This is a genomic window from Pseudomonas oryzihabitans (assembly GCF_006384975.1).
Taxonomy (GTDB): domain Bacteria; phylum Pseudomonadota; class Gammaproteobacteria; order Pseudomonadales; family Pseudomonadaceae; genus Chryseomonas; species Chryseomonas psychrotolerans_B.
This window is the reverse complement of the sequence record NZ_CP021645.1, coordinates 2,554,919-2,576,763: the sequence shown is the minus strand read 5'-3', so window position 1 is coordinate 2,576,763 and position 21,845 is coordinate 2,554,919. Positions and strand designations below refer to the sequence as shown.

The 21,845-nt window shown below is 63.2% G+C and carries 13 protein-coding genes, 1 tRNA gene and 2 pseudogenes; 9 read left to right on the top strand and 7 right to left on the bottom strand.

What is annotated here, in order from left to right; translation table 11 throughout:
* Positions 1-4: 4 nt before the first annotated feature.
* From cyoB to CCZ28_RS11445, 3 genes are all read right to left on the bottom strand, one after another.
* The gene (gene cyoB / locus CCZ28_RS11455) at positions 5-1,993 is read right to left on the bottom strand and encodes a cytochrome o ubiquinol oxidase subunit I (protein ID WP_140218121.1); all 1,989 of its coding nucleotides are present in this window, start codon (positions 1,991-1,993) and stop codon (positions 5-7) included.
* 3 nt (positions 1,994-1,996) lie between these two features.
* Entirely contained in the window at positions 1,997-2,920 is a 924-nt protein-coding gene (gene cyoA, locus CCZ28_RS11450) for a ubiquinol oxidase subunit II (RefSeq protein ID WP_140218119.1), read from the bottom strand.
* 407 nt (positions 2,921-3,327) lie between these two features.
* Positions 3,328-3,403: transfer RNA gene (locus CCZ28_RS11445), tRNA-Thr, on the bottom strand.
* Positions 3,404-3,622: 219 nt separating this feature from the next.
* Here CCZ28_RS11445 and CCZ28_RS11440 point away from each other — a divergent pair.
* Positions 3,623-4,690 carry a hypothetical protein gene (locus CCZ28_RS11440; protein WP_140218117.1) on the top strand — a complete coding sequence of 356 codons (1,068 nt, stop codon included), beginning with the start codon at positions 3,623-3,625 and terminating at the stop codon, positions 4,688-4,690.
* A 263-nt stretch (positions 4,691-4,953) separates the two neighbouring features.
* Here CCZ28_RS11440 and CCZ28_RS24695 read toward each other — a convergent pair.
* From CCZ28_RS24695 to CCZ28_RS11430, 3 genes and pseudogenes are all read right to left on the bottom strand, one after another.
* Positions 4,954-5,196 (bottom strand): annotated as a pseudogene (locus CCZ28_RS24695) (IS481 family transposase); the annotation flags it as partial.
* A gap of 176 nt (positions 5,197-5,372) precedes the next feature.
* Positions 5,373-6,226 (bottom strand): annotated as a pseudogene (locus tag CCZ28_RS24835) (IS5 family transposase).
* A gap of 166 nt (positions 6,227-6,392) precedes the next feature.
* Positions 6,393-6,929, bottom strand: coding sequence for a pilin (locus tag CCZ28_RS11430; RefSeq protein ID WP_140218115.1), 537 nt, complete (start codon positions 6,927-6,929; stop codon positions 6,393-6,395).
* 212 nt (positions 6,930-7,141) lie between these two features.
* Here CCZ28_RS11430 and pilB point away from each other — a divergent pair, with 212 nt between their 5' ends.
* The 5 genes from pilB to yacG all read left to right on the top strand — a co-directional run bounded on the left by pilB (position 7,142) and on the right by yacG (position 11,936).
* Entirely contained in the window at positions 7,142-8,836 is a 1,695-nt protein-coding gene (gene pilB, locus CCZ28_RS11425; protein WP_140221328.1) for a type IV-A pilus assembly ATPase PilB, read from the top strand.
* 208 nt (positions 8,837-9,044) lie between these two features.
* Positions 9,045-10,262 carry a type II secretion system F family protein gene (locus CCZ28_RS11420; protein WP_140218113.1) on the top strand — a complete coding sequence of 406 codons (1,218 nt, stop codon included), beginning with the start codon at positions 9,045-9,047 and terminating at the stop codon, positions 10,260-10,262.
* Complete coding sequence (locus tag CCZ28_RS11415) at positions 10,262-11,134, top strand: prepilin peptidase (protein WP_140218111.1); 873 nt, start codon at positions 10,262-10,264, stop codon at positions 11,132-11,134. Before CCZ28_RS11420 ends, CCZ28_RS11415 begins: the two co-directional genes overlap by 1 nt.
* The gene (gene coaE, locus CCZ28_RS11410) at positions 11,131-11,742 is read left to right on the top strand and encodes a dephospho-CoA kinase (RefSeq protein WP_140218109.1); all 612 of its coding nucleotides are present in this window, start codon (positions 11,131-11,133) and stop codon (positions 11,740-11,742) included. The genes CCZ28_RS11415 and coaE overlap by 4 nt, the downstream gene beginning before the upstream one ends.
* Positions 11,739-11,936 (top strand): DNA gyrase inhibitor YacG, encoded by a 198-nt coding sequence (gene yacG / locus CCZ28_RS11405; protein WP_058767413.1) that lies wholly within the window; start codon positions 11,739-11,741, stop codon positions 11,934-11,936. Before coaE ends, yacG begins: the two co-directional genes overlap by 4 nt.
* A 13-nt stretch (positions 11,937-11,949) precedes the next feature.
* Here yacG and CCZ28_RS11400 read toward each other — a convergent pair whose 3' ends face one another.
* Positions 11,950-12,447, bottom strand: coding sequence for a hypothetical protein (locus tag CCZ28_RS11400; protein WP_140218107.1), 498 nt, complete (start codon positions 12,445-12,447; stop codon positions 11,950-11,952).
* Positions 12,448-12,628: 181 nt separating this feature from the next.
* On the opposite strand from CCZ28_RS11400, the gene recC reads away from it, so the two are divergent.
* From recC to recD, 3 genes are read left to right on the top strand one after another with little or no spacing between them, the layout of a single operon-like run.
* Positions 12,629-16,060, top strand: a complete 3,432-nt coding sequence (gene recC, locus CCZ28_RS11395; protein ID WP_140218105.1) for an exodeoxyribonuclease V subunit gamma — start codon at positions 12,629-12,631, stop codon at positions 16,058-16,060.
* The gene (recB, locus tag CCZ28_RS11390) at positions 16,057-19,719 is read left to right on the top strand and encodes an exodeoxyribonuclease V subunit beta (RefSeq protein ID WP_140218103.1); all 3,663 of its coding nucleotides are present in this window, start codon (positions 16,057-16,059) and stop codon (positions 19,717-19,719) included. The genes recC and recB overlap by 4 nt, the downstream gene beginning before the upstream one ends.
* Entirely contained in the window at positions 19,712-21,793 is a 2,082-nt protein-coding gene (recD, locus tag CCZ28_RS11385) for an exodeoxyribonuclease V subunit alpha (RefSeq protein ID WP_140218102.1), read from the top strand. The genes recB and recD overlap by 8 nt, the downstream gene beginning before the upstream one ends.
* Positions 21,794-21,845: the final 52 nt, after the last annotated feature.

Sequence of the window (21,845 nt, the reverse complement as noted above, 5' to 3'; positions counted from 1 at the left end):
TGGATTAGGCCTGCTTCAATTTCGCCAGGGACTGAATGCGTGCGGTTTCGATGCGCGCCACTTCTTCCGCTGGTACGTAGTAGTCGACATCGTCGTCGTAGCTGCGGATCACCGCGGTGACGATGCTGCCCACGAAGCTGGCGATGGCCAGCCACCAGATGTGCCAGATCAAGGCGAAGCCAAGGATCAGGGCGAACAGGCTGATCACGATGCCGGCGGCGGTATTGCGCGGCATGTGGATCTGCTTGTAGTCCGCATCCTTCTTCTCGGTGATGCCTTTTTCCTTCATGCCCCAGTAGGCGTCGATGTCGTGCACTTCCGGCACTTCAGCGAAGTTGTAGAAGGGCGGCGGCGAGGAGGTCGACCATTCCAGGGTACGGCCATCCCACGGATCGCCAGTCACGTCCACGTTTTCCGGCAGATTGCGGTCGCGGATACTGACGTAGAACATCCACAGCTGGCTCAGGATACCGATGGCGATGATGCCGGCGCCGATGGCGGCGGTGATCAGGAAGGGGTGCCAATCGGGGTTGTCGTAATGGTTCAGACGACGGGTCATGCCCATGAAGCCCAGCATGTACAGCGGCATGAAGGCGACATAGAAACCGATCAACCAGCACCAGAAGGCCTGCTTGTTCAGTCGCTCGTTCAGCTTGAAGCCGAACACCTTCGGGAACCAGTAGATCATGCCAGCGAAGTAGCCGAACACGGCGCCGCCGATGATCACGTTGTGGAAGTGGGCGATCAGGAACAGGCTGTTGTGCAGTACGAAGTCGGCACCCGGTACCGCCAGCAGTACGCCGGTCATGCCGCCGATGCTGAAGGTCACGATGAAGCCCAGGGTCCAGAGCATCGGCGAGGTGAACTGGATACGGCCCTGGTACATGGTGAACAGCCAGGTGAAGATCTTCACCCCCGTCGGGATCGCAATGATCATGGTCGCGATGCCGAAGAAGGCGTTGACGTTACCGCCCGAACCCATGGTGAAGAAGTGGTGCAGCCAGACGATGAAGGACAGCACGGTAATGGCGACCGTGGCCCAGACCATCGATACATAGCCGAACAGGCGCTTCTTGCTGAAGGTGGAGGTCACTTCCGAGAACACGCCGAAGGCCGGCAGGATCAGGATGTATACCTCGGGATGGCCCCAGGCCCAGATCAGGTTGGTGTACATCATCTGGTTGCCGCCGGCTTCCGCGGTGAAGAAGTGGAAGCCCAGGTAACGGTCCAGGGTCAGCAGCGCCAGGGTCACGGTCAGGATCGGGAAAGATGCCATGATCAGAATGGCAGTACACCAGGAGGTCCAGGTGAAGATCGGCATGCGCATCAGGGTCATGCCCTTGGTACGCATCTTCAGCACGGTCACGAAGAAGTTGACACCGGTCAGGGTCGTGCCGATACCAGACAACTGGAGCGCCCAGATGTAGTAGTCCATCCCTACGCCTGGACTGTACTGGATGCCTGAGAGCGGCGGATAGGCCACCCAGCCGGTCGCGGCGAACTCGCCCACGAACAGCGACAGCATGATCAGCACGGCACCGGCCACGAACAGCCAGAAGCTCAGCGAGTTCAGGAAGGGGAAGGCCACGTCGCGAGCGCCGATCTGCAGCGGCGTCACCACGTTCATCAGGCCGGCCACGAAGGGCATCGCCACGAAGAAGATCATGATCACGCCGTGGGCGGTGAAGATCTGGTCGTAGTGGTGCGGTGGCAGGTAGCCTTCGGCGCCGCCGGAAGCGATGGCCTGCTGGCTACGCATCAGAATGGCGTCGGAGAAACCCCGCAGCAACATGACGAGCGCGACGATGAAGTACATCACGCCGATCTTTTTGTGGTCGACGGTGGTCAGCCACTCTTTCCAGAGATAGCCCCACTTGCCGAAGTAGCTGATGGCGCCCACCAGCCCCAGGCCACCGAGGGCGACCACGACGAACGTCACGAGAATGATCGGCTCGTGATACGGAATATCCGCAAGAGTTAATTTACCGAACATAACTTATTCCTCGGTACCGTGTTGACCGCCGTGCTGGCTCATGTCCATCACGTGGTCGGTCTGCTTGCTGAAGTCGGACTTCATGAACTTCTTGATGATGGTTCTGAACAGATCCGGCTCGACCGTCGAGTAGTACGAGATCGGCTGCTTCTCGCTGGGCTTGGCCAGCTGCGCGTAGCTCGCCTGGTCCAGCGTCTTGCCACCCGACTGCTTGACCTTGGCAACCCAGGCGTCGAAGTCGCCTGCGGTCGGCACCGCGTTTACGGTGAAGATCATGTCGGAGAAGCCGGCGCCGCTGTAGTTGGCCGAGCGACCCTCGAATACACCGGGATGATCGGCGATCAGGTGCAACTGGCTCTGCATGCCGGACATGGCGTAGATCATGCCGCCCAGGGCCGGGATGGACAGGGTGTTCATGACCGACTCGGAGGTGATCTTGAACTGCACCGGACGACCGACCGGAATGGCGATCTCATTGACCGAGGCGATGCCCTGCTCCGGGTAGATGAACAGCCATTTCCAGTCCATCGAGACCGCCTCGATCACCAGCGGCTTTTCGGAGCTTTCGATAGGCTTGAACGGATCCAGTTCGTGGGAGGTCTTCCAGTTCAAGATGCTCAGGAACACCACGATGGCCAGGGGGACCAGCCAGACCACGGCTTCGATCTTGTAGGAGTGAGCCCAGTTCGGGGTGTACTTGGCGTCCTTGTTAGTGGCGCGGTACTTCCAGGCGAACAGGAAGGTCATCACGATGACCGGGATCACCACGATCAGCATGAGGCCGAACGCTGTGTAGATGAGGTTGCGTTCTTGCACGCCGATGGAGCCTTTCGGATCCAGCAGCACGGCATCGCACCCGCTGAGCAGCAGCGCGGCGGCACCGGCTAGAAGCCAACCGGTTGGTTTTAGATACTTCGTCAGTTTCATCTCACGACCTCAGTAGAGCGGCTCATCGTGGTTATTCTCTCAACGTGCCTGTCGCCAGCCTCACGCTCCGCAACGGACAGGCATCCGTGCGGCAGGCTGATGGATTGCGGAAATTGCGGGATTTCGCAGCGCGGTATGGTGCCACAGAGGGCCTGGAGATTCGACCCTTTGGTCAGCCACCGTTCAGCTATTGCCGGCCGTCAAGAAAGCCGAAGTCAGGCGGGGTAAGGCACTGTCATGCGCCGGGTAAGAGTAGTCGAGCGAGACGCGGCTGCCAGTTGACTGACCGCTTTTCAGTGGCCCGGGCAAAAGGGTTCTAGGGTGAGGAAGGCCTTGAAAAGGCGCATCGTCAGGCGGCTGCGGCCTTGAAGCCTTTGAAACGGCGGGAGAAAAGAAGCGCGGGGAGATGGTGCCGGAGATAGGAGTCGAACCTACGACCTTCGCATTACGAATGCGCCGCTCTACCAACTGAGCTACACCGGCACGAAGCTTTCAATTCTAAGGTCCGAATGGCTCGACGCGCAAGCCCATGTATCGACTGCCTAGTCGCGCCTGTGGCGATGTGTCGCAGCGAGGCAGGTGCTATCGCTGCATCCCTCGGATGCGGGCGACGACTGCGCCTTGCGAGCTCGCGTATTGCGTTCCGATCTCGACTCGGTACCTTGAAGTCTCTGTCCGTCAACGCTACAGGAGGAGAGTCTCTTGAAATTGAAGAAAAGCTCAGCGGTTAAACAAGCCGCAGCCCTGTCGCCGTTGGAGCAGGAGTGGCAGCGAGTCGCCAGATTGCGCAAACGGAATCAGCGCTTGGAAGAAGACATGCAGGCCTTCGAGCAAGAGTGCCTCGAAGCGCTGCGTCCTGCCGAAGAGCGTATGAATAACGCGTTGCTGGAGCAGACTCGCCACCTGAGCGGTTTCGCCCTGCGCAAGACCCTGGCGCAATGGCAACGCTTCGAGCTGATCGACTGGATCCAGGAAAATGTCGAGTTGCTGAGTGCGTCGCCTTGCATCGATCCGCTGGCCCTTGAGACATTGGTGCAAGAGATTACCGCCACTTTGGAGAGTGCCCTGGCTGGACTCGATCCCGCGGCGCCGATGACGGACGAGGACATAGAAGCGTTTGACCGGGAGTTGATGGGCGAAGCCTTTGATAGCGATCTCGACGACGAAGAGCTGGACGAATTTGCATTTGATGATGACTTCCATCAGGACGATGCAACCGCCCAGGCCCAGCGCGAACGCCAGTCCGCTCTGGACAAGGTCTTGCGCGGCTCCTCGGTCAACGACCTGTTTCGCCAGTTGGCCCGCCGCCTGCATCCAGACCGTGAGCTGGACCCCGAGCTCAAGCAGCAGCGCGGCCAGCAGATGCAGGAACTGACTGAAGCGCGTGACCAGCAGGATGTGTTCACCTTGCTGGAGCTCTACGAGCGCCACATCGGCGAATCGCCTCTAAGCGCACTGGGTGACAAGGAGGCCGTGCTCGAACTCCTAAAGGCGCAGACTGCCCGCTTGCGTGACGAGCAGCAGGAGATCCTCCACCGCACCCCGCTGCGTAGCCATTTCTATCAGCACTATTACGGCAGCAATCCCAAGCTTCGTCAGCAGAAGCTCAAGCATAGCCGCGATGAGTTGCAGCGCGATGCGAGCAAGGAGGAGCAGATCACGCGCTCCATTACCAGTATCGCCACCCTTAGGCCATATCTGGAAGCTCGCTATGACGGTCGACGTGAGGACGAGCTGGCGGCTTTGCAGGCCATGCTGGGGGAGCTGTAAGATAGTGAACGCCTGACTGCTGTGATGCTTGTCAGATAGATCTGGTGACTCAGCATGTTTGGATTTATAGTGGTTTATATGCGCTGTCTGGGCTGTTCTCATTAGGGTTTGCTTAGCCTTTATAATCTGATGGGGGTAGTCAAGCGCTTTGGGGAAACTTTAGGTGTGTGGTCCCGGAATGAGCTGGTGCGGGTCGATCTTGAAGATTGATCGGTCTTTCTCCAGGCGTCGCAGATGACCTTGTAGTGGGGCGCCATTGCAGACAGCGTCTGCTGTAGGAGCGCCACGACGACGGCCTCCTTCGCGGGTATCAGCACCGTACTTCGGCGCCTTCTGTCCCCTCGGCGCATCAATCGTTGCGAACCGCTTGCGCCACTTGACCACTGTCTTGGGGGCAGGCCGTAGCGAGTGGCAAGGACTCGTATGCTCTCTTTCGACGCTTGGAGCTCGGCTCGAACACGCGGCGTTATGCGGGCGCTGCCGTGAATACGCTTCCCATAGGGCATCCGACTCAGGGGTAATGATGCACCATCAGATTCCGGGCTACACACCTGGTCAAGTAACTTATGCTGGAGACTAAGGTTTTAAGTCGGGGCTAAAGTGTGGGGCATAATTTTTATGCTGAAGTTTATGGGTATATTGATGTTTTGCTAAACTTTGCTGGAGATGGGTTGTTTTGGTTTTATATTTCTCGGTGGTGGCCCTGCTTAGGTTGGCTCTTGTTTGCTCTAAGAGCCTGTTCAAAATCTTTTGGTAAAAGTGCCAAGAAAGCCAGATGGATGAACTGCAAGCTGATGTTGAGCGTGCGCTCGCAGTTCTTCCATAGCCTCCGGTGTTTCTCCAACCAGGCAAAGCTACGCTCGACGACCCAGTGCTGGGGCATGACCTTGAACGTGTGCAGTTCGCTTCGCTTGGCGATCTGCACTGTCACGTGCGCCCCCAGGATCGCCTGGACGTCTTGAGCAAACGGCCGACCGACATAACCACTATCCGCTAGCACGCTGCGCACCTTGCCCAGACCCGCCTTGCAACGTGCAAACGCCTTGAGGGCGCCCTTGCGGTCGGGTCACGTCGGCCGTCGTCACGGCGATGGCATGCGGCAAGCCTTGCGTATCCACGGCAATGTGCCGCTCGATCCCCGACACCTTCTTGCCGGCGTCATAGCCCTTCTGACCGGCCGTGTCCGTGTTCTTCACGCTCTGCACGTCCACGATCAAGAGCGTACTTGAGGCGTTGCGCCCCTGTCTCTCGCGGACCGCGCCAACCTGACTTTTTGAGCGCCCGCTCCAGCAGGCTCATTCCATCCTTGTCCACTTCACTCCAGATCTGTAAGTACGCGTGCACCGTGCGCCACTTGGGAAAGTCCTCGGGGAGCATCCGCAACTGGCAACCGCTCTTGAGCACGTACAACACCGCGCAGAACACCTCGTACAGATCCACTGTCCTTGGCCGCGTCTTCTTCCGAGCACCTTCCAGCAGCGGCTTCACGCGCTCAAGCTGCTCACGACTGATATCACTTGGATAGTTCTTTCTCATCTGGACAGTATCGCGCAGAGGGAAAAGATTTTGAACATGCTCTAAGTCGTTTGCGTTCTCAGGATGGCTGCAGGTTGGTGAATTTTGGCTTTCTTGTGTTTTTTGAGTGCGGCAATAAGAAGTGCTTATTTTTATAATAAGCACTTCTTGTAGGGCCGCTAGGCGTTTATCGGCACGAGGCCGGTGCGTATTTCGCTTGCAGGGTGCCCGCGGCGGCGCCGGTCATGCCGGCACTGGTAGAAGTTACTTGGGTAGCAGATGCGCAGGCCCAGTCCAGCGAGCCGGTAGTGCCAGCTGTTTGAGCTGCAGCAAGCGTCACTGCGGTGCCCGCGGCTGCAGTTCTCACATAAGGCGAAAGTACAATGGTGTTTTGAGCTGCTGCTAGACCTACTCGTGTTGGGTTGAAAGTTACAGTAATAGCGCCGCTCGCCGCGATTATGACGCTGTTTACATATTTACTGTTTGCGCCAGTGTTATTGTTTTGAGCGTTCCAAGTGGTAACCACACGAGTCAAGTCAGCAGCTGATGCGGAACCTTCGGTGGCAATCATCATCTTAGCGGATTCGGCAAGGTTAAGGCCTTCAGTCACACGAGCTCTTACCGTATAGTCTTGGTAAGCGGGAATTGCTACTGCTGCCAAAATACCAACGATTGCCACTACAATCATCAGTTCAATTAATGTGAAGCCTTTTTGAACTCTCATGTTAAATCTCCAAGGTTGGGTTAGGCCAACGTGCCTGTCAGGGGTGAAGCATAGGCCATGCCAAAGAAAAGTGGCGACTACGGCACGTTCTGTTTGTGATGGTGTTCGGCAAATGGGCAGGTGGTGACAAAAAATGTCAGCCATTTGGCGCCATTTTGCGGGTGGAGCGGGGGAGTGCTATAAGGCCAGCTAACGCAAGCGCAGGTGACATGATGAACGAGATAGTGACGCTGTCGGGGTTGGCGCGGCAGCTGGTGGATGCGCAGTTGCTGGCAGAGCCGGCCGCGCAGCAGGCGGTGGTCAAGGCCAAGCAGGCCAAGATACCGCTGGTGACCTATCTCGTTCAGCAGCGATTGGTACAAAGCCGGCCTCTGGCAGAGTTAGCCGCTCAGGAATTTGGTGTGCCTTTTCTCGATCTGGCCGCCATTGATAAAGATCAACTGCCCAAGGACATCGTCAACGAGAAGCTGATGCAGCAGCATCACTTCCTGCCTCTGAGCAAGAGAGGCAACAAGCTTTTCATCGCACTCTCTGACCCTACCAACCAGCAGGCCATCAATGATGTGTCTTTTGGCAGCAAGCTGGCGGTCGAGGTCGTGCTGGTTGAGGATGACAAGCTGCATCAGGCCATCGAGCGATATCTGGATACCGGCACGGGGGGCCTGGACCTAGGCGATATTGATCTTGATCTGGAAGCTGATGGCGGTGAGCGGCCTCAGGAGGCTGTAGCCGGTATCGATGCCGACGATGCGCCAGTAGTGAAGTTCGTCAACAAGATGCTGCTCGACGCCATCAAGAAGGGCTCGTCCGACCTCCACTTCGAGCCCTATGAAAAGATGTACCGGGTGCGTTTTCGTACCGATGGCATCTTGCACGAGGCGGCGCGGCCACCGGTGCAGCTCGTTTCGCGCATCTCGGCGCGGCTCAAGGTGATGTCCAACATGGATATCTCCGAGCGCCGCAAGCCCCAGGACGGTCGGGTCAAGCTCAAGGTGTCCAAGACCAAGTCCATCGACTTCCGGGTCAATACCTTGCCCACGCTGTGGGGCGAGAAGATCGTGATGCGGATTCTCGACTCTTCCAGTGCTCAGATGGGGATCGATGCCCTGGGCTACGAGGATGTCCAGAAGGAGCTCTACTTACAGGCGCTCAAGCAGCCGCAGGGGATGATTCTGGTAACCGGACCGACGGGTTCGGGCAAGACGGTGTCGCTCTACACCGGCCTCAATATCCTCAATACCGAAGACATCAACATTTCCACTGCGGAAGATCCGGTGGAAATCAATCTGGAAGGCATCAACCAGGTCAACGTCAATCCACGGCAGGGGCTCGACTTCTCCCAGGCGTTGCGCGCCTTCCTGCGCCAGGACCCCGATGTGATCATGGTGGGGGAGATTCGTGATCTTGAGACGGCGGAGATCGCCATCAAGGCGGCCCAGACCGGTCACATGGTGATGTCGACGCTGCACACCAACAGTGCAGCGGAAACCCTGACACGCTTGCGTAATATGGGTGTACCAGCCTTCAACTTGGCGACCTCGGTCAACCTGATCATCGCCCAACGGCTGGCTCGCAAGCTGTGCACCAAGTGCAAGCGCGTCCATGAGGTTCCTCATGAGGCTTTGCTGGCAGAGGGGTTTAAGGAAGAAGAGATTGGCAGCTTCACGCTGTATCAGCCCATTGGTTGCGAGGACTGCAACGGGGGTTATCGCGGTCGAGTAGGGATCTATGAGGTGGTGAAGATCACTCCCGCGTTGCAGCAGATGATCATGGAGGAGGGCAACTCCATCGAGATCGCGGCGCGGATGCGGACGGAGGGGTTCAACGATCTGCGGCGCTCCGGCCTGGTGAAGGCGATGCAGGGGATTACCAGTCTGGAAGAGATCAATCGGGTGACCAAGGATTAACGTGCGCCCTCACCCTAGCCCTCTCCCTGAGGGAGAGGGGACTGGAGCGGAGCGGGGGCAGTTGTCATTAGCAGGCTTTAAGCCTCACAGAGCACTGAGCGTGCCGGCATTTGGCGCGATGCTTGCCTTAGCAGAGGCAACAGCTTTGCAAAGAGCATTCTTTTGACGGGTTCGCCAAGGCGGGCCGAGTCTTTGACGAGTCGAGGCCATGGCCGATAAAGCAATCAAGATGGGCAGCTTCACCTGGGAGGGGACCGATCGCAAAGGGACCAAGGTGAAGGGCGAGATGATCGGGTTGAATCCGGCGCTGATCAAGGCGCAGTTGCGCAAGCAGGGTATCAACCCGACTCGGGTACGCAAGAAGTCGGTGTCGTTGTTCGGCAAGGGCAAGAAGATCAAGCCCCTGGATATCGCACTGTTCACCCGCCAGCTGGCGACCATGATGAGCGCGGGCGTACCTCTGTTGCAGGCCTTCGATATCATTGGCGAGGGTTTCGACAATCCCAACATGCGCAAGCTGGTGGACGACATCAAGCAGGATGTCGCCGCGGGTAACAGCCTGGCCAACTCCCTGCGCAAACAACCCCAGTATTTCGATGATCTCTATTGCAACCTAGTGGATGCCGGTGAGCAATCAGGTGCGCTGGAGACCCTGCTGGATCGTGTCGCGACCTACAAGGAAAAGACCGAGGCGCTGAAGAAGAAGATCAAGAAGGCCATGACCTATCCGGCGGCTGTGGTGGTCGTCGCAGTGATCGTGTCGGCCATTTTGCTGATCAAGGTGGTGCCGCAATTCCAGTCGGTGTTCGAAGGCTTCGGTGCCCAGTTGCCGGCGTTCACGCTGTTCGTGATCGGCATTTCCGAGATCCTGCAGGAGTGGTGGCTGCTGGTGCTTGGCGCCATGTTCGTGCTTGGCTTTGTATTGCGACATTTCTACAAGAAGTCGGAGAAATTCCGTGATGCCACGGACCGTGGCCTGCTGAAGATCCCGCTGATCGGCTCCATTCTCTATAAGTCGGCCATTGCCCGTTATGCCCGTACCCTGGCTACCACCTTTGCCGCAGGTGTGCCTTTGGTAGACGCTCTGGATTCAGTCGCTGGTGCGACGGGTAACGTGGTCTTCCGCAATGCGGTGGAAAAGATCAAGGCTGATGTTTCCACGGGTATGCAACTCAATTTCTCCATGCGCACCACTGGCGTGTTCTCCTCCATGGCCATCCAGATGACGGCCATCGGTGAAGAGTCGGGTTCGCTGGACGAGATGCTGTCCAAGGTCGCGACCTTCTATGAAGACGAGGTCGACAACATGGTCGACAACCTCACCACCCTGATGGAGCCGATGATCATGGCGGTGTTGGGGGTGTTGGTAGGTGGTCTGATCATCGCCATGTACCTGCCGATCTTCCAACTCGGCTCGGTGGTCTGATGGCGCTGCTGGACTTCCTGGCCGGCGCGCCGCTGGCCGCGGCCTTGTGTGCGCTGCTCCTGGGGCTGCTGGTAGGTAGCTTTCTCAATGTAGTGGTGTATCGCTTGCCGGTGATGCTGAGGCGGGACTGGCAGGCCGAGGCGCGCGAGGTGCTGGACCTGCCGCCTGAGCCAGCCGGCGCCCCTTTCAACCTGGCACGTCCCGCTTCGCGTTGTCCCCATTGCCAGCGCGCCGTGCGGCCCTGGGAAAACGTGCCGGTGGTGAGTTATCTGCTCTTGCGCGGTCGCTGCAAGGGGTGCCAGACGAGCATCGGCCTGCGTTATCCGTTGGTCGAGCTGGCCTGTGGATTGTTGTCCGCCTGGGTCGTTTGGCATCTGGGTGTGACCTGGCAGGGCGGGGCATTTCTGCTGCTGACCTGGGGACTGTTGGCTGCCAGCCTGATCGACGCCGATCATCAGTTGCTGCCGGATATCATCGTACTGCCGCTGCTGTGGTTGGGCTTGATCGCCAATCAGTTCGGGCTGTTCGCTACGCTTGTCGATGCCGTCTGGGGCGCGGTGGTGGGCTATTTGAGTCTGTGGCTGGTGTTTCAGCTCTTTCGCCTGGTGACTGGCAAGGAAGGCATGGGCTATGGCGACTTCAAGCTGCTGGCCTTGCTCGGGGCCTGGGGTGGTTGGCAGATCCTGCCCTTGACCATCCTGCTGTCGTCGCTGGTGGGAGCCATCCTCGGCATCATCACCCTGCGTTTGCGCCGGGCGGAAACCAGTACGCCCTTGCCCTTCGGTCCCTATCTCGCCGTGGCGGGGTGGATTGCCTTGCTCTGGGGTGATCAAATAACCGGCCTGTACCTGAACTTCGCCGGATTCCGATGACTTCTGCCTGGACCCTCGGCCTGACCGGGGGCATCGGTAGCGGCAAGAGCGCCGCTGCCGAGCATTTCGCCCGTCTGGGCATCACCTGTGTCGATGCCGATCAGGCTGCCCGCTGGGTGGTCGAGCCGGGACGACCGGCGCTGGCCGAGATCGCCAGGCATTTTTCGCCGGCGGTCTTGCAATCGGACGGCAGCCTGAACCGGGCGGCGTTGCGGGCGGCGATCTTCGCCGATCCGGCCGAACGGCGTTGGCTCGAGGCCCTGCTGCACCCCATCATTCGTCAGGAGATCCTGGCGGTCCTGGCACAGGCGCAGTCGCCCTATGCCATCCTGGTGTCGCCACTGCTGTTCGAATCGGGGCAGCGCGCCTTGGTGCAACGTGGCCTGGTGATCGACGTGCCGGAAGAGCTCCAGCTCGAACGGGCCATGCGCCGTGATGGGGTGGACGAAGCCCAGGTAAGGGCCATCCTGGCAGCGCAACTGCCGCGGGCCGAGCGATTGTCCAAGGCCGATGACGTCATCCGCAATGACAGCGATCTCGCCGCGCTCCATGCCGAAGTGGAGCGTCTGCATTCCTTTTACCTGACCCTTGACGGAGGCCAAGCATGAGCACTCTCACCGTGGACTGCCCCACCTGCGGCGCACCCGTGGAATGGAGCGAGAAGAGCCCTAATCGGCCCTTCTGCTCCGACCGTTGCAAGCTGATCGATCTGGGCGCCTGGGCGGCGGAAGAGCATGCCATTCCTGGCAACGAGCTCGAAGATGATCTCTACTCCGAAGACCTCAATCGGCGCGGCCACTAGGGCGCGCCTTCCCTCACAGCCGTTGCGCCCAGGCCTGGGCGGTCGCCTGGGCCGCTTGGCGCAACTTGCCGGCCAGCTCGGGCTTTTCGTATTCCAGCGGACTGGACGCGGTGACCGTATGGATGCGGTCGCGCTTGATGAAGAAGATCTGGGTGCCCAGCAGGGGTTTGCTGCAGGCAGTGGCGCCTTCGCCGAGGCCGTCGACGGCCTTGCAGTCCAGCTGTTCGCTGAGCGACTGCACCTGCCGCCGCAACTTGGGCAGCGCCCGACCGCCATTCTCGTAGCCTGCGGACAGGCCCAGCAGATAGTTGGCCGGTTGGCCGGTGTCGCGATCGGTGAAGGCACAACCACCGGCGATCTGGCGAGCGTAGGCCAGGGGCAGGCCGGAGGTCTGCTGGAGTAGCGGCAGTGGCAACTGAGCTTGGAGGCTGGCGCAGTCGACGGGATCGCCATTGTCGGCTTGGGCGAGGGCGGCGCCCAGGAGCAGGGGAAGGGCAACGAGGAAACGCATGAAAACATCCTGTCGAGGGCCGGCGGCCGATAGGCGGTAAGTCTACCGGCTGGCGGCCCGTTGCAGGCGGGTGGAAGAGGCGGCTGTGCACTGTGTCATGCGCAGGCGACCACATTGCGGGCTGGTGTCCAGGGCGGGTGATCCTTACCCTTGCCGCAGATAGCGAACAGCGAGGCGTAGGATGTCCGAGGTGCTCACTCCCGGATTCATGGTAGTACACGGCAATCGGCTCGAAGAGCTGCGCAGCCTGGCGGTCGGCTGGATGCGTCGGTATCCCCTGGCGCCACTGGAAAACGAACAGGTATTGGTGCAGAGCAACGGCATCGCCCAGTGGCTGAAGCTGGCGCTGGCCGAGGATCCGCGCGGGGACGACGAAGGGGGTTGCGGAGTGGCCGCGGCCCTTGAGGTGCAACTGCCGGCGGCCTTTCTCTGGCGCACCTATCGCCAGGTGCTGGGCCGGGACAACGTACCGCCATCCTCGCCGCTGGATAGAGCGCCTCTGACCTGGCGCTTGATGCGGCTCTTGCCGACGCTATTGGCGCAACCGGACTTCGCCGCGCTGCGGCGCTTTCTCGATGATGATGGTGATCTGCGAAAGCGCTATCAGCTGGCCGAGCGCCTGGCCGATCTCTACGACGGCTACCAGGTCTATCGCGCCGACTGGCTCAACGACTGGGCCGAGGGCCGGGATCTGCTGGCCAGTCTGCGTGACAGTCGGCGCCCCTTGCCGGAGAGTTGTCGCTGGCAGGCGCAGCTGTGGCGCGCCCTGCTGGCCGATGTCGGCGACGGCGGTCTGGCCCGGAGTCGGGCCGGGGTGCATCGGCGTTTTCTGGAGGTCATGCAGGCGGCGACCGAAGCGCCGACCGGTCTACCGCGGCGGGTGGTGATCTTTGGCTTATCAGCGATTCCGGCGCAGACCTTCGAAGCCCTGGCCGCCCTGGCGCGCTTCAGCCAGGTGCTGCTCTGTGTGCACAATCCCTGTCGCCATCATTGGTCCGATATCGTCGCCGACCAGGATCTGCTGCGGCAGAACTATCGCCGCCAGCAGCGCAAGCCGGGCATGCCCCAGACCCTGGACGCCGAGGCGCTGCACCAGCACGGCCAGCCGCTGCTGGCGAGTTGGGGCAAGCAGGGTCGCGACTACATCCATCTGCTGGACGAGTTCGACGAACCCGATGGTTATCGCCGCCTGTTCGAGGATCTCAACGGCGGCCGCATCGATCTCTTCGCCGAGACCGAACCCCAGCATCTACTCGGCCAGTTGCAGGACGATATCCTAGAATTGCGTCCCCTGGCCGAGACGCGCGCGCGTTGGCCGGCGGTCGACCCGGCGCGGGACAGGTCCGTGCGCTTCCATGTGGCCCACAGTCCGCAGCGCGAGGTGGAGATCCTTCATGACCAGCTCCTGGCGCGCTTCAGCAGCGATGGGAGTCTCAGGCCGCGCGATGTCATCGTCATGGTGCCAGACATCGATGCCTACGCGCCGCACATCCGCGCGGTGTTCGGTCAACTCGATCGTAGCGATCCGCGCTTCATTCCCTTCAGTCTGGCTGACCAGCACCAGCGCGGCTTCCAGCCGCTGCTGATCGCCCTGGAGCACCTGCTGCAACTGCCCGACAGCCGCTTTGCCCTGAGTGAAATCCTCGATCTGCTGGACGTGCCGGCGCTCCGTGCGCGCTTCGGCTTGCGCGAAGGCGATCTGCCAACCCTGCATCTCTGGCTGGAAGGCGCCGGCGTGCGCTGGGGGCTGGATGCCGCGCAGCGCAGTCGTCTCGACCTGCCCGAAGGCCTGACGCAGAACACCTGGCGCTTCGGCCTGAGGCGCATGCTGCTGGGCTATGCGGTAGGCGGCGGCGCCGCCCTGGGCGACATCGAGCCCTTCGATGAGGTGGGTGGCCTGGACGCCGCGCTGGTCGGGCCGCTGGTCGATCTGCTCGATGCCCTGGACGCGGCTCAGGCGGCGTTGGCGCAACCGGCCCGACCGGCGGAGTGGGGCGCGCGCTTGCAGGCGCTGCTGGCGCTGTTCTTCAGCGCCCAGGACGAGCATGACGAATACCTGCTGGAGCAGCTGGAAAATCTGCGCGAGCGTTGGCTGGAGCTGTGCGAGGACGTGGCGCTGGATGAAGAGCTGCCGCTCACTGTGGTCCGCGAGGCCTGGCTGGCCGGGCTGGATGCCGGCGGCCTGGCCCAGCGCTTTCTCGCTGGGGCGGTCAACTTCTGCACCCTGATGCCCATGCGCGCCATTCCCTTCCGCGTGGTCTGCCTGCTGGGCATGCACGATGGCGCCTATCCGCGCATTCATCCGCCGCTGGATTTCGACCTCATGGCCCAGGACTATCGCCCCGGTGACCGTTCGCGGCGCGAAGACGACCGCTATCTGCTGCTGGAGGCATTGCTCTCGGCGCGCGACCAGTTCTATGTCAGCTGGGTGGGGCGCAGCATCCGCGACAACAGCGAGCGACCGCCGTCGGTGCTGATCGCCCAGTTGCGCGATCATCTTCAGGCCGGTTGGCGGCTGGCCGGCCATGAAGAGGAGCCGGAGCGTCTGCTCGCGGCCCTGACCCAGGAGCATCCGTTGCAACCCTTCAGTGCCCGCTATTTCCGCGGCGAACGCGGCTATTTCAGCTTTGCCGCCGAGTGGCTGGGTGTGCACGACCGTACCACGCGGGATGAGGACGCCCTGTTGCCGCCGCTGGTGTTGGAAGAGCCGCTGGGCCTCGACGACCTGGCGCGCTTTCTACGCGGGCCGGTGGATCTGTTCTTCGCCAATCGACTCAAGGTGCATTTCGAGGCGCCCGATGCCCCGGCGGAAGATGAGGAACCCTTCGGTCTGGACGCCCTGACCCGTTACCAACTGGGCGAAGGCCTGCTGGCGGCGGCGCTGGCCGAGCCGGAAGCCGTCGACCGAGCGCTCACCGCGGCGGCCGAACGCCTACGCGGCAGTGGTCGCCTGCCGTTGGCGGGTTTTGGCGAGCGGGCCGGACGGGCGTTGCGCGAGCCACTGCCGGCCGTGGTGGCCCAGGTCGAGGCCTTGACCCTGCGCTGGCCCGAGCCCCTGGAAGAGGCCGTGACCCTGGATCTCGAACATCGCGAAGTGCAGTTGGTGGCCAACCTTGAACGTTTGCGCCGCGGCCCCGAAGGGCTGCTGGCCCTGACTGCCCAGGCCAATGGCCTGGGCAATGCCCGTACCCGCAAGTGGCATCGGCTGTTGCGACCCTGGGTGCAGCACCTGGTCGCGGCGGCCGGTGGTCTGCAGCTCACCACCGCCGTGGTGGCGACCGATCTGACCCTGCTGCTACCACCGCTGGACGCCGAGCTGGCCAGCCGTCAGCTCAACGAATTGCTCGACGCCTGGGCGCTGGGTCAGCGGCGCCCGCTACCCGTCGCGCCGCGCACCGCCTTCGCCTGGCTGGCCAATGAGCCGGATAAGGCCCTGGCCTTTGCCGAGCAGGCCTACCAGGGCGAGGCGGCGACCCATCCGGCACTGCGCCGCCAGTATCCGGATTTCGCCGCCCTGCTGGCCGACGAGGAATTCGATGGCTGGTGCCAGACGCTCTATGCACCGGTCTTCACTGCCGGCTGGCAGGTGGTCGGCGGGGAGGGGCAGGCATGAGTCAACGTCCGCTCGCTCTGCGCTTTCCACTGCAGGGCAATCAGCTCATCGAGGCCAGTGCCGGGACCGGCAAGACCTTCACCATCTCCGCGCTCTATGTGCGCCTGGTGCTGGGCCATGGCACGGCCGAGACAGCGTTCGGCCGCGAGTTGTTGCCGCCACAGATTCTGGTGGTGACCTTTACCGAGGCGGCCACCCAGGAACTGCGTGACCGTATCCGCCATCGGCTGGCCGAGGGGGCACGGTTCTTCCGTGACGAGATCGCAGCGCCCGATCCGCTGCTCGACGCCTTGCGCGAGGACTTCCCTTTCGAGGCCTGGGCCGATTGCGCCCGGCGCCTGGACATCGCCGCCCAGTGGATGGACGAGGCGGCGGTCTCCACCATCCACAGTTGGTGCCAGCGGATGCTGCGCGAGCATGCCTTCGACAGCGGCAGCCTTTTCGTGCAGAACCTGGAGCAGGACCAGAGCGAATTGCTCGCCCAGGTGGTGCGCGACTACTGGCGGCGCTTCTGCTATCCCCTCGAAGGCGCGGCGCTGGATTGGGTCATCGAGCACTGGGGCGAACCCCGTGCCCTGGCTGCGCGCCTACGACCCTTGCTGGGCGAACCCCTGGGCGCGCCCCAGGGCGATCCCGCCACGCTGCTGGCCACGGCCCTGGCCGAGCGCCAAGCGCGATTGGCAACACTCAAGGCGCCCTGGGCGGCCTGGGCGGAAGAATTGCGTGATCTCTGCCAGGCCGGCTGCGACGCCAAGGTGGTCGATGGACGCAAGTTGCAGAAGAGATTCTTCGGGCCCTGGTGCGATAAGCTGGGCGCCTGGGCGGCAGATTCCGCCAGTGAGGCCCTCGATATCGGCACCGGTTTCACCCGGTTGACCGAGGAGGGCTTCGCCGAGGTCTGGACCAAGGCCACCCCGCCGGATCACCCCGCCCTGGCGGCCATGGCGCGATTGCCCGGGCAACTGGCCGAGCTGCCCAGCCCCGAGGTGCCGCTACTGGAGCACGCGGCGGCCTGGGTGCAGCAGAAGTTCGAGCGCGAGAAACTACGCCGCGCCGAGCTGGGTTTCGACGACATCCTCACCCGCCTGGATAGAGCGCTGCAGGCCGATGGCGCCGGCGCACGACTGGCAGCGCTGATCCGCGAGCAATTCCCGGTGGCACTGATCGACGAATTCCAGGACACCGACCCAGTCCAGTACCGCATCTTCAGCACTGTCTACGGTGCGGGCGAGGGCACCGGGCTGTTCCTGATCGGCGATCCCAAGCAGGCCATCTATGCCTTCCGGGGCGCCGATATCCACACCTATCTACAGGCCCGCCGCGCCAATGCCGGCAACCTGCATTCGCTGGACACCAATTTCCGCTCCACTGCCGCCATGGTCGCCGCAGTCAACCAGGTGTTCCTGCATGGCGAGGCGACGGCGCCGCGCGCGGCCTTCCTGTTCCGCCAGGGTGAGGATAATCCGGTGCCCTTCGAGCCGGTCCGCGCCCAGGGGCGACGTGAGCAGCTGGAAATCGATGGCCTAACGAGTGCAGCCCTGACCTTCTGGCACCTGGCCGGCGACGAGCCCCTGGCCGGCACCGCCTATCGCGCTAGCCTGGCCGAGAGTACCGCCAGCGAGATCGTCCGGTTGCTGACCCTGGCCGCCGACGGGCGCGCGGGCTTTCGTCACGAAGGCGGCGAGCTCAAGCCGCTGCGACCGGCCGATATCGCCATCCTGGTGCGCGCCGGCAGCGAGGCCCAGGCGGTGCGCCAAGCCCTGGTGCGCCGCGGGGTGCGCAGCGTCTATCTGTCGGACAAGGACTCGGTGTTCGCCGCCCAGGAGGCCCGCTGCCTGCTGGACTGGCTCAAGGCCTGCGCCGAGCCCGACGTGGATCGCCGCCTGCGCGCCGCCCTGGGCAGCCTGACCCTCGACCTGCCGCTGGCTGAACTGGACGCCCTCAACCACGACGAGCAGGCCTGGGAGGAGCGAGTGCTGCAATTCCGCGGCTATCGCCAGCTCTGGCGTGGCCAGGGCGTGCTGCCCATGCTGCGCCGCCTGCTGCAGGACTTTCGTCTGCCGCAGCGGCTGATGGCCCGCGCCGACGGCGAGCGGGTGCTGACCAACCTGCTGCACCTCGCCGAACTGCTGCAGCGCGCCGCTGGCGAGCTGGATGGCGAGCAGGCGCTGATCCGCCACCTGGCCGAGCAACTGGCCGCCCAGGGCGCCGCCGACGAGCAGATCCTGCGGCTGGAAAGCGACGCCGAACTGGTCAAGGTGATAACGGTGCACAAGTCCAAGGGCCTGGAATATCCGCTGGTGTTCCTGCCCTTCGCCTGCGCCTATCGCCCCGAAGAGGGCACCACCCTGCCGCTGCGCTATCACGACGACCAGGGCCAGCTGCGCCGTACCTTCAAGCCCTCCGCCGAGGAGCTGGCCCGCGCCGATGATGAGCGCCTGGCCGAGGATCTGCGGCTGCTCTATGTCGCCCTGACCCGTGCCCGGCATGCCTGCTGGGTCGGGGTGGCCGATCTCAAGCGTGGACGCAGCAAGGACTCCGGCTTCGCCCGCAGTGCCCTGGGCTATCTGGCCACCGGTGGCGAGCCGTTGGCGAGTTCGGCCGCCCTGACCACTGCGCTAAGCACCCTGATCGGCACCCAGCCCGACAGCCTCATCCTGCCGCTGCCGGAGGCCAGTGCTGACCGGCTACCGGAAGCGCGTGAGGCCCCGGTGATCCTCAAGGCGCTGACCGCCCGGCGGGCGGCCCGCGAGGACTGGTGGATCGCGTCCTACAGTGCCTTGCGCATCGGGACGCGCCTGGGCGAGGCACGGGAGGAGGGCCAGCTGAATCTGGAGCTGGACCTGGATACGCCCGCGGCCCAGAAGCTGTTCGACGACGACCGTCTCGCCCCGGACGAGGCCCGCCAGCCTGCCGCTGGCGAAGACCTGCATCGCTTCCCCCGCGGTCCCGGTCCGGGTACCTTCCTGCACAGCCTTCTGGAGTGGGTCGGCGAGGAAGGCTTCACCGCCATCCAGGCGGCCCCCGAGCGGCTCGACGACCTGATCGCCCGGCGCTGCCAGCGGCGCGGCTGGAATCACTGGATTCCCATCCTGCAGACCTGGCTACGCCAGCTGCTGGCCTTGCCGCTGCCCCTGCCGGGCGGCACCCAGCGCCTGGGTGAGCTGGCGCGCTACCAGGTGGAGATGGAATTCTGGTTCGCCACCCATGGCGTGGATCTGGAACGCCTGGATGAGCTGGTCCGCCGCGGTACCCATGGCGGCCAGGCGCGACCGGTACTCGAACCGGGGCAGCTCAACGGCCTGTTCAAGGGCTTCATCGACCTGGTCTTCGAGCACGAGGGGCGCTATTTCGTGGTGGACTACAAATCCAACTGGCTGGGCGCCGAGGTCGCGGCCTATACCCGCACGGCCATGGAAAGCGCCGTCCTCGCCAAGCGCTATGACCTGCAATACGTGCTCTACAGCCTGGCCGTGCACCGGCTGCTCAAGGCGCGGCTGCCCGACTACAGCTACGAGCGCCACTTCGGCGGGGCCGTCTACCTCTTCCTGCGCGGTTGCGATCCGGCCGGCCACGGCGTCTTCGTCGAGCGCCCCGCCCAGGCCCTGATCGAGACCCTGGATCTGCTGTTCAGCGGTGCGGAGCCTGCCCATGTCTGATTTCAGCGCCGCTACCGAACGCCTGTTGCGCCTGGCCTCCTTGGTTCCGGAAAGCCCGTTGTCGCCCCTGAGCCGCCGTGACGACCTCTTTCGCCTGCTGGAACTCTGGGTCCAGCGCGGCTGGCTGCGCCAGGTCGACCGCGCCTTCACCAGCTTTCTCGGTGAACTCGAACCAAATGGCGAGTCGGCGGTGCTCTTGGCCGCGGCCCTGGCCAGTCATCAGCTCGGCCATGGTCATGTCTGCCTGGATCTTGCCGCCACCCTGCGCAATCCCGATGCGGCCCTGTCGCTGCCACCCGAGGGCGATGAAGCGCGCAACTCGCTGCTGCCATCGCAACTGCTGCAGGGTTACAGCCTGGAGGCCTGGCGCCAGGCGCTGCTGGCCAGCGCCCTGGTCGATGGCGACGGCAGCGCGCCGGAGCGACCCCTGGTGCTGGGTGGCGAGCGCCTCTATCTGCGCCGCTACTGGAATTACGAACGCGAGGTGGCCGCCAGCCTGCGCCAGCGGCTGGCCACGCGGGAGCCTCTGCCGGCGGATCTCGCCGAGCGCCTCGACCGGTTGTTTCCGCCGGATGCCGAGGCCGACGGCGAGCCCGACTGGCAGAAACTGGCCTGCGCCCTGGCGGTGCGGGGCGCCTTCAGCATCGTCACCGGCGGTCCCGGCACCGGCAAGACGACTACCGTGGTTCGCCTGCTGGCGCTGCTCCAGGCACCGGCGGTGGCAGCCGGTCGGCCCTTACGCATCCGCCTGGCCGCGCCCACCGGTAAGGCCGCTGCCCGTCTTACCGAATCCATCGGCGGCCAGGTCAGCCGCCTGCCGGTGGATGAAGAGCTGCGCCGGCACATTCCCACTGGGGTGACCACGGTGCATCGGCTGCTGGGCAGTCGCCCCAACACCCGCCACTTCCGCCATCACCGCGGACAGCCACTGCCGCTGGACGTACTGGTGGTGGACGAAGCCTCGATGATCGACCTGGAGATGATGGCCAGCCTGTTGGCGGCCTTGCCGCCGCGGGCGCGCCTCATCCTGCTCGGCGACAAGGACCAGTTGGCCTCGGTGGAGGCGGGGGCGGTGCTGGGCGATCTCTGCCGCGATGCCGAAGCCGGACGCTACAGCCCCGCCACCCGCGCCTGGCTGGAAGCGGTGAGCGGCCAGTCGTTGGCGGCAGCCGACCTGGCCGTCGGCGATGACCAGGCCGACGCCTTGGCCCAACAGGTGGTGATGCTGCGCCGCTCGCGCCGCTTCGGCGCCGGCAGCGGTATCGGCCAGCTGGCGCGCCGCGTCAATGCCCAGGATGGGCTGGGCGCGCAGCAGGTGCTGATCGACGGCGGCTATGCCGATCTCCATCGGGTGCTGCTCAAGGGGCCGGAGGATCGGGCCCTGGAGCGCCTGGTGCTGGAGGGCCGCGGGCGTGCTCGCGGTTATCGGCATTATCTGGAGGTCTTGCGCCAGGCGCGGCCCCAGGCGGATACCTCACTGGACGATCCGGCCTGGACACGCTGGGCCGGTCAGGTGCTCGCCGCCTTCGACGATTTCCAGCTGCTCTGCGCCGTGCGCAAGGGTCCCTGGGGCGTGGAAGGCCTCAATCTGCGCACCGCCAGTGCCCTGTTGGCCGCCGGCCTGCTCAGTGGCGAGCATGGCTGGTACGAAGGGCGCCCGGTGTTGGTGACGCGCAACGACTACAGCCTGGGGTTGATGAACGGCGACATCGGCATCACCCTCTGCCTGCCCGACGCCACCCAGCCGGGGCGCAAGGTGCTGCGGGTCGCCTTTCCCCGGGGCGATGGCAGCGGCGGCCTGAGATTCGTCCTGCCCAGTCGCCTGGCGGCGGTGGAGACGGTGTTCGCCATGACCGTGCACAAGTCCCAGGGCTCGGAATTCGCCCATACCGCGCTGCTCCTGCCTGAGCAACTCAGCCCGGTGCTGACCAAGGAGCTGGTCTACACCGGCATCACCCGGGCGCGTGATGAGTTTACCCTCATCGAGGCCCGTGGTGGCATCTTCGCCGAGGCGGTGGCGCGGCGGGTTCGGCGCGTCAGTGGGCTGGACCTGGATTTGCGAAATACTGTGTAAATATACAGATAACTGCTGGACGCTCCCGCCTGGCCTGCCTAAGGTGAGGGGG

What these genes read in the sequence shown, in the direction of transcription:
- coaE (WP_140218109.1), top strand. Translation starts at nt 11,131, where the DNA reads ATGACTTCTGCCTGGACCCTCGGCCTGACCGGGGGCATCGGTAGCGGC.
- recB (WP_140218103.1), top strand. Translation starts at nt 16,057, where the DNA reads ATGAGTCAACGTCCGCTCGCTCTGCGCTTTCCACTGCAGGGCAATCAG.
- recD (WP_140218102.1), top strand. Translation starts at nt 19,712, where the DNA reads ATGTCTGATTTCAGCGCCGCTACCGAACGCCTGTTGCGCCTGGCCTCC.
- cyoB (WP_140218121.1), bottom strand. Translation starts at nt 1,993, where the DNA reads ATGTTCGGTAAATTAACTCTTGCGGATATTCCGTATCACGAGCCGATC.
- cyoA (WP_140218119.1), bottom strand. Translation starts at nt 2,920, where the DNA reads ATGAAACTGACGAAGTATCTAAAACCAACCGGTTGGCTTCTAGCCGGT.
- CCZ28_RS11420 (WP_140218113.1), top strand. Translation starts at nt 9,045, where the DNA reads ATGGCCGATAAAGCAATCAAGATGGGCAGCTTCACCTGGGAGGGGACC.
- CCZ28_RS11400 (WP_140218107.1), bottom strand. Translation starts at nt 12,447, where the DNA reads ATGCGTTTCCTCGTTGCCCTTCCCCTGCTCCTGGGCGCCGCCCTCGCC.
- recC (WP_140218105.1), top strand. Translation starts at nt 12,629, where the DNA reads ATGTCCGAGGTGCTCACTCCCGGATTCATGGTAGTACACGGCAATCGG.
- CCZ28_RS11415 (WP_140218111.1), top strand. Translation starts at nt 10,262, where the DNA reads ATGGCGCTGCTGGACTTCCTGGCCGGCGCGCCGCTGGCCGCGGCCTTG.
- pilB (WP_140221328.1), top strand. Translation starts at nt 7,142, where the DNA reads ATGAACGAGATAGTGACGCTGTCGGGGTTGGCGCGGCAGCTGGTGGAT.
- CCZ28_RS11430 (WP_140218115.1), bottom strand. Translation starts at nt 6,929, where the DNA reads ATGAGAGTTCAAAAAGGCTTCACATTAATTGAACTGATGATTGTAGTG.
- yacG (WP_058767413.1), top strand. Translation starts at nt 11,739, where the DNA reads ATGAGCACTCTCACCGTGGACTGCCCCACCTGCGGCGCACCCGTGGAA.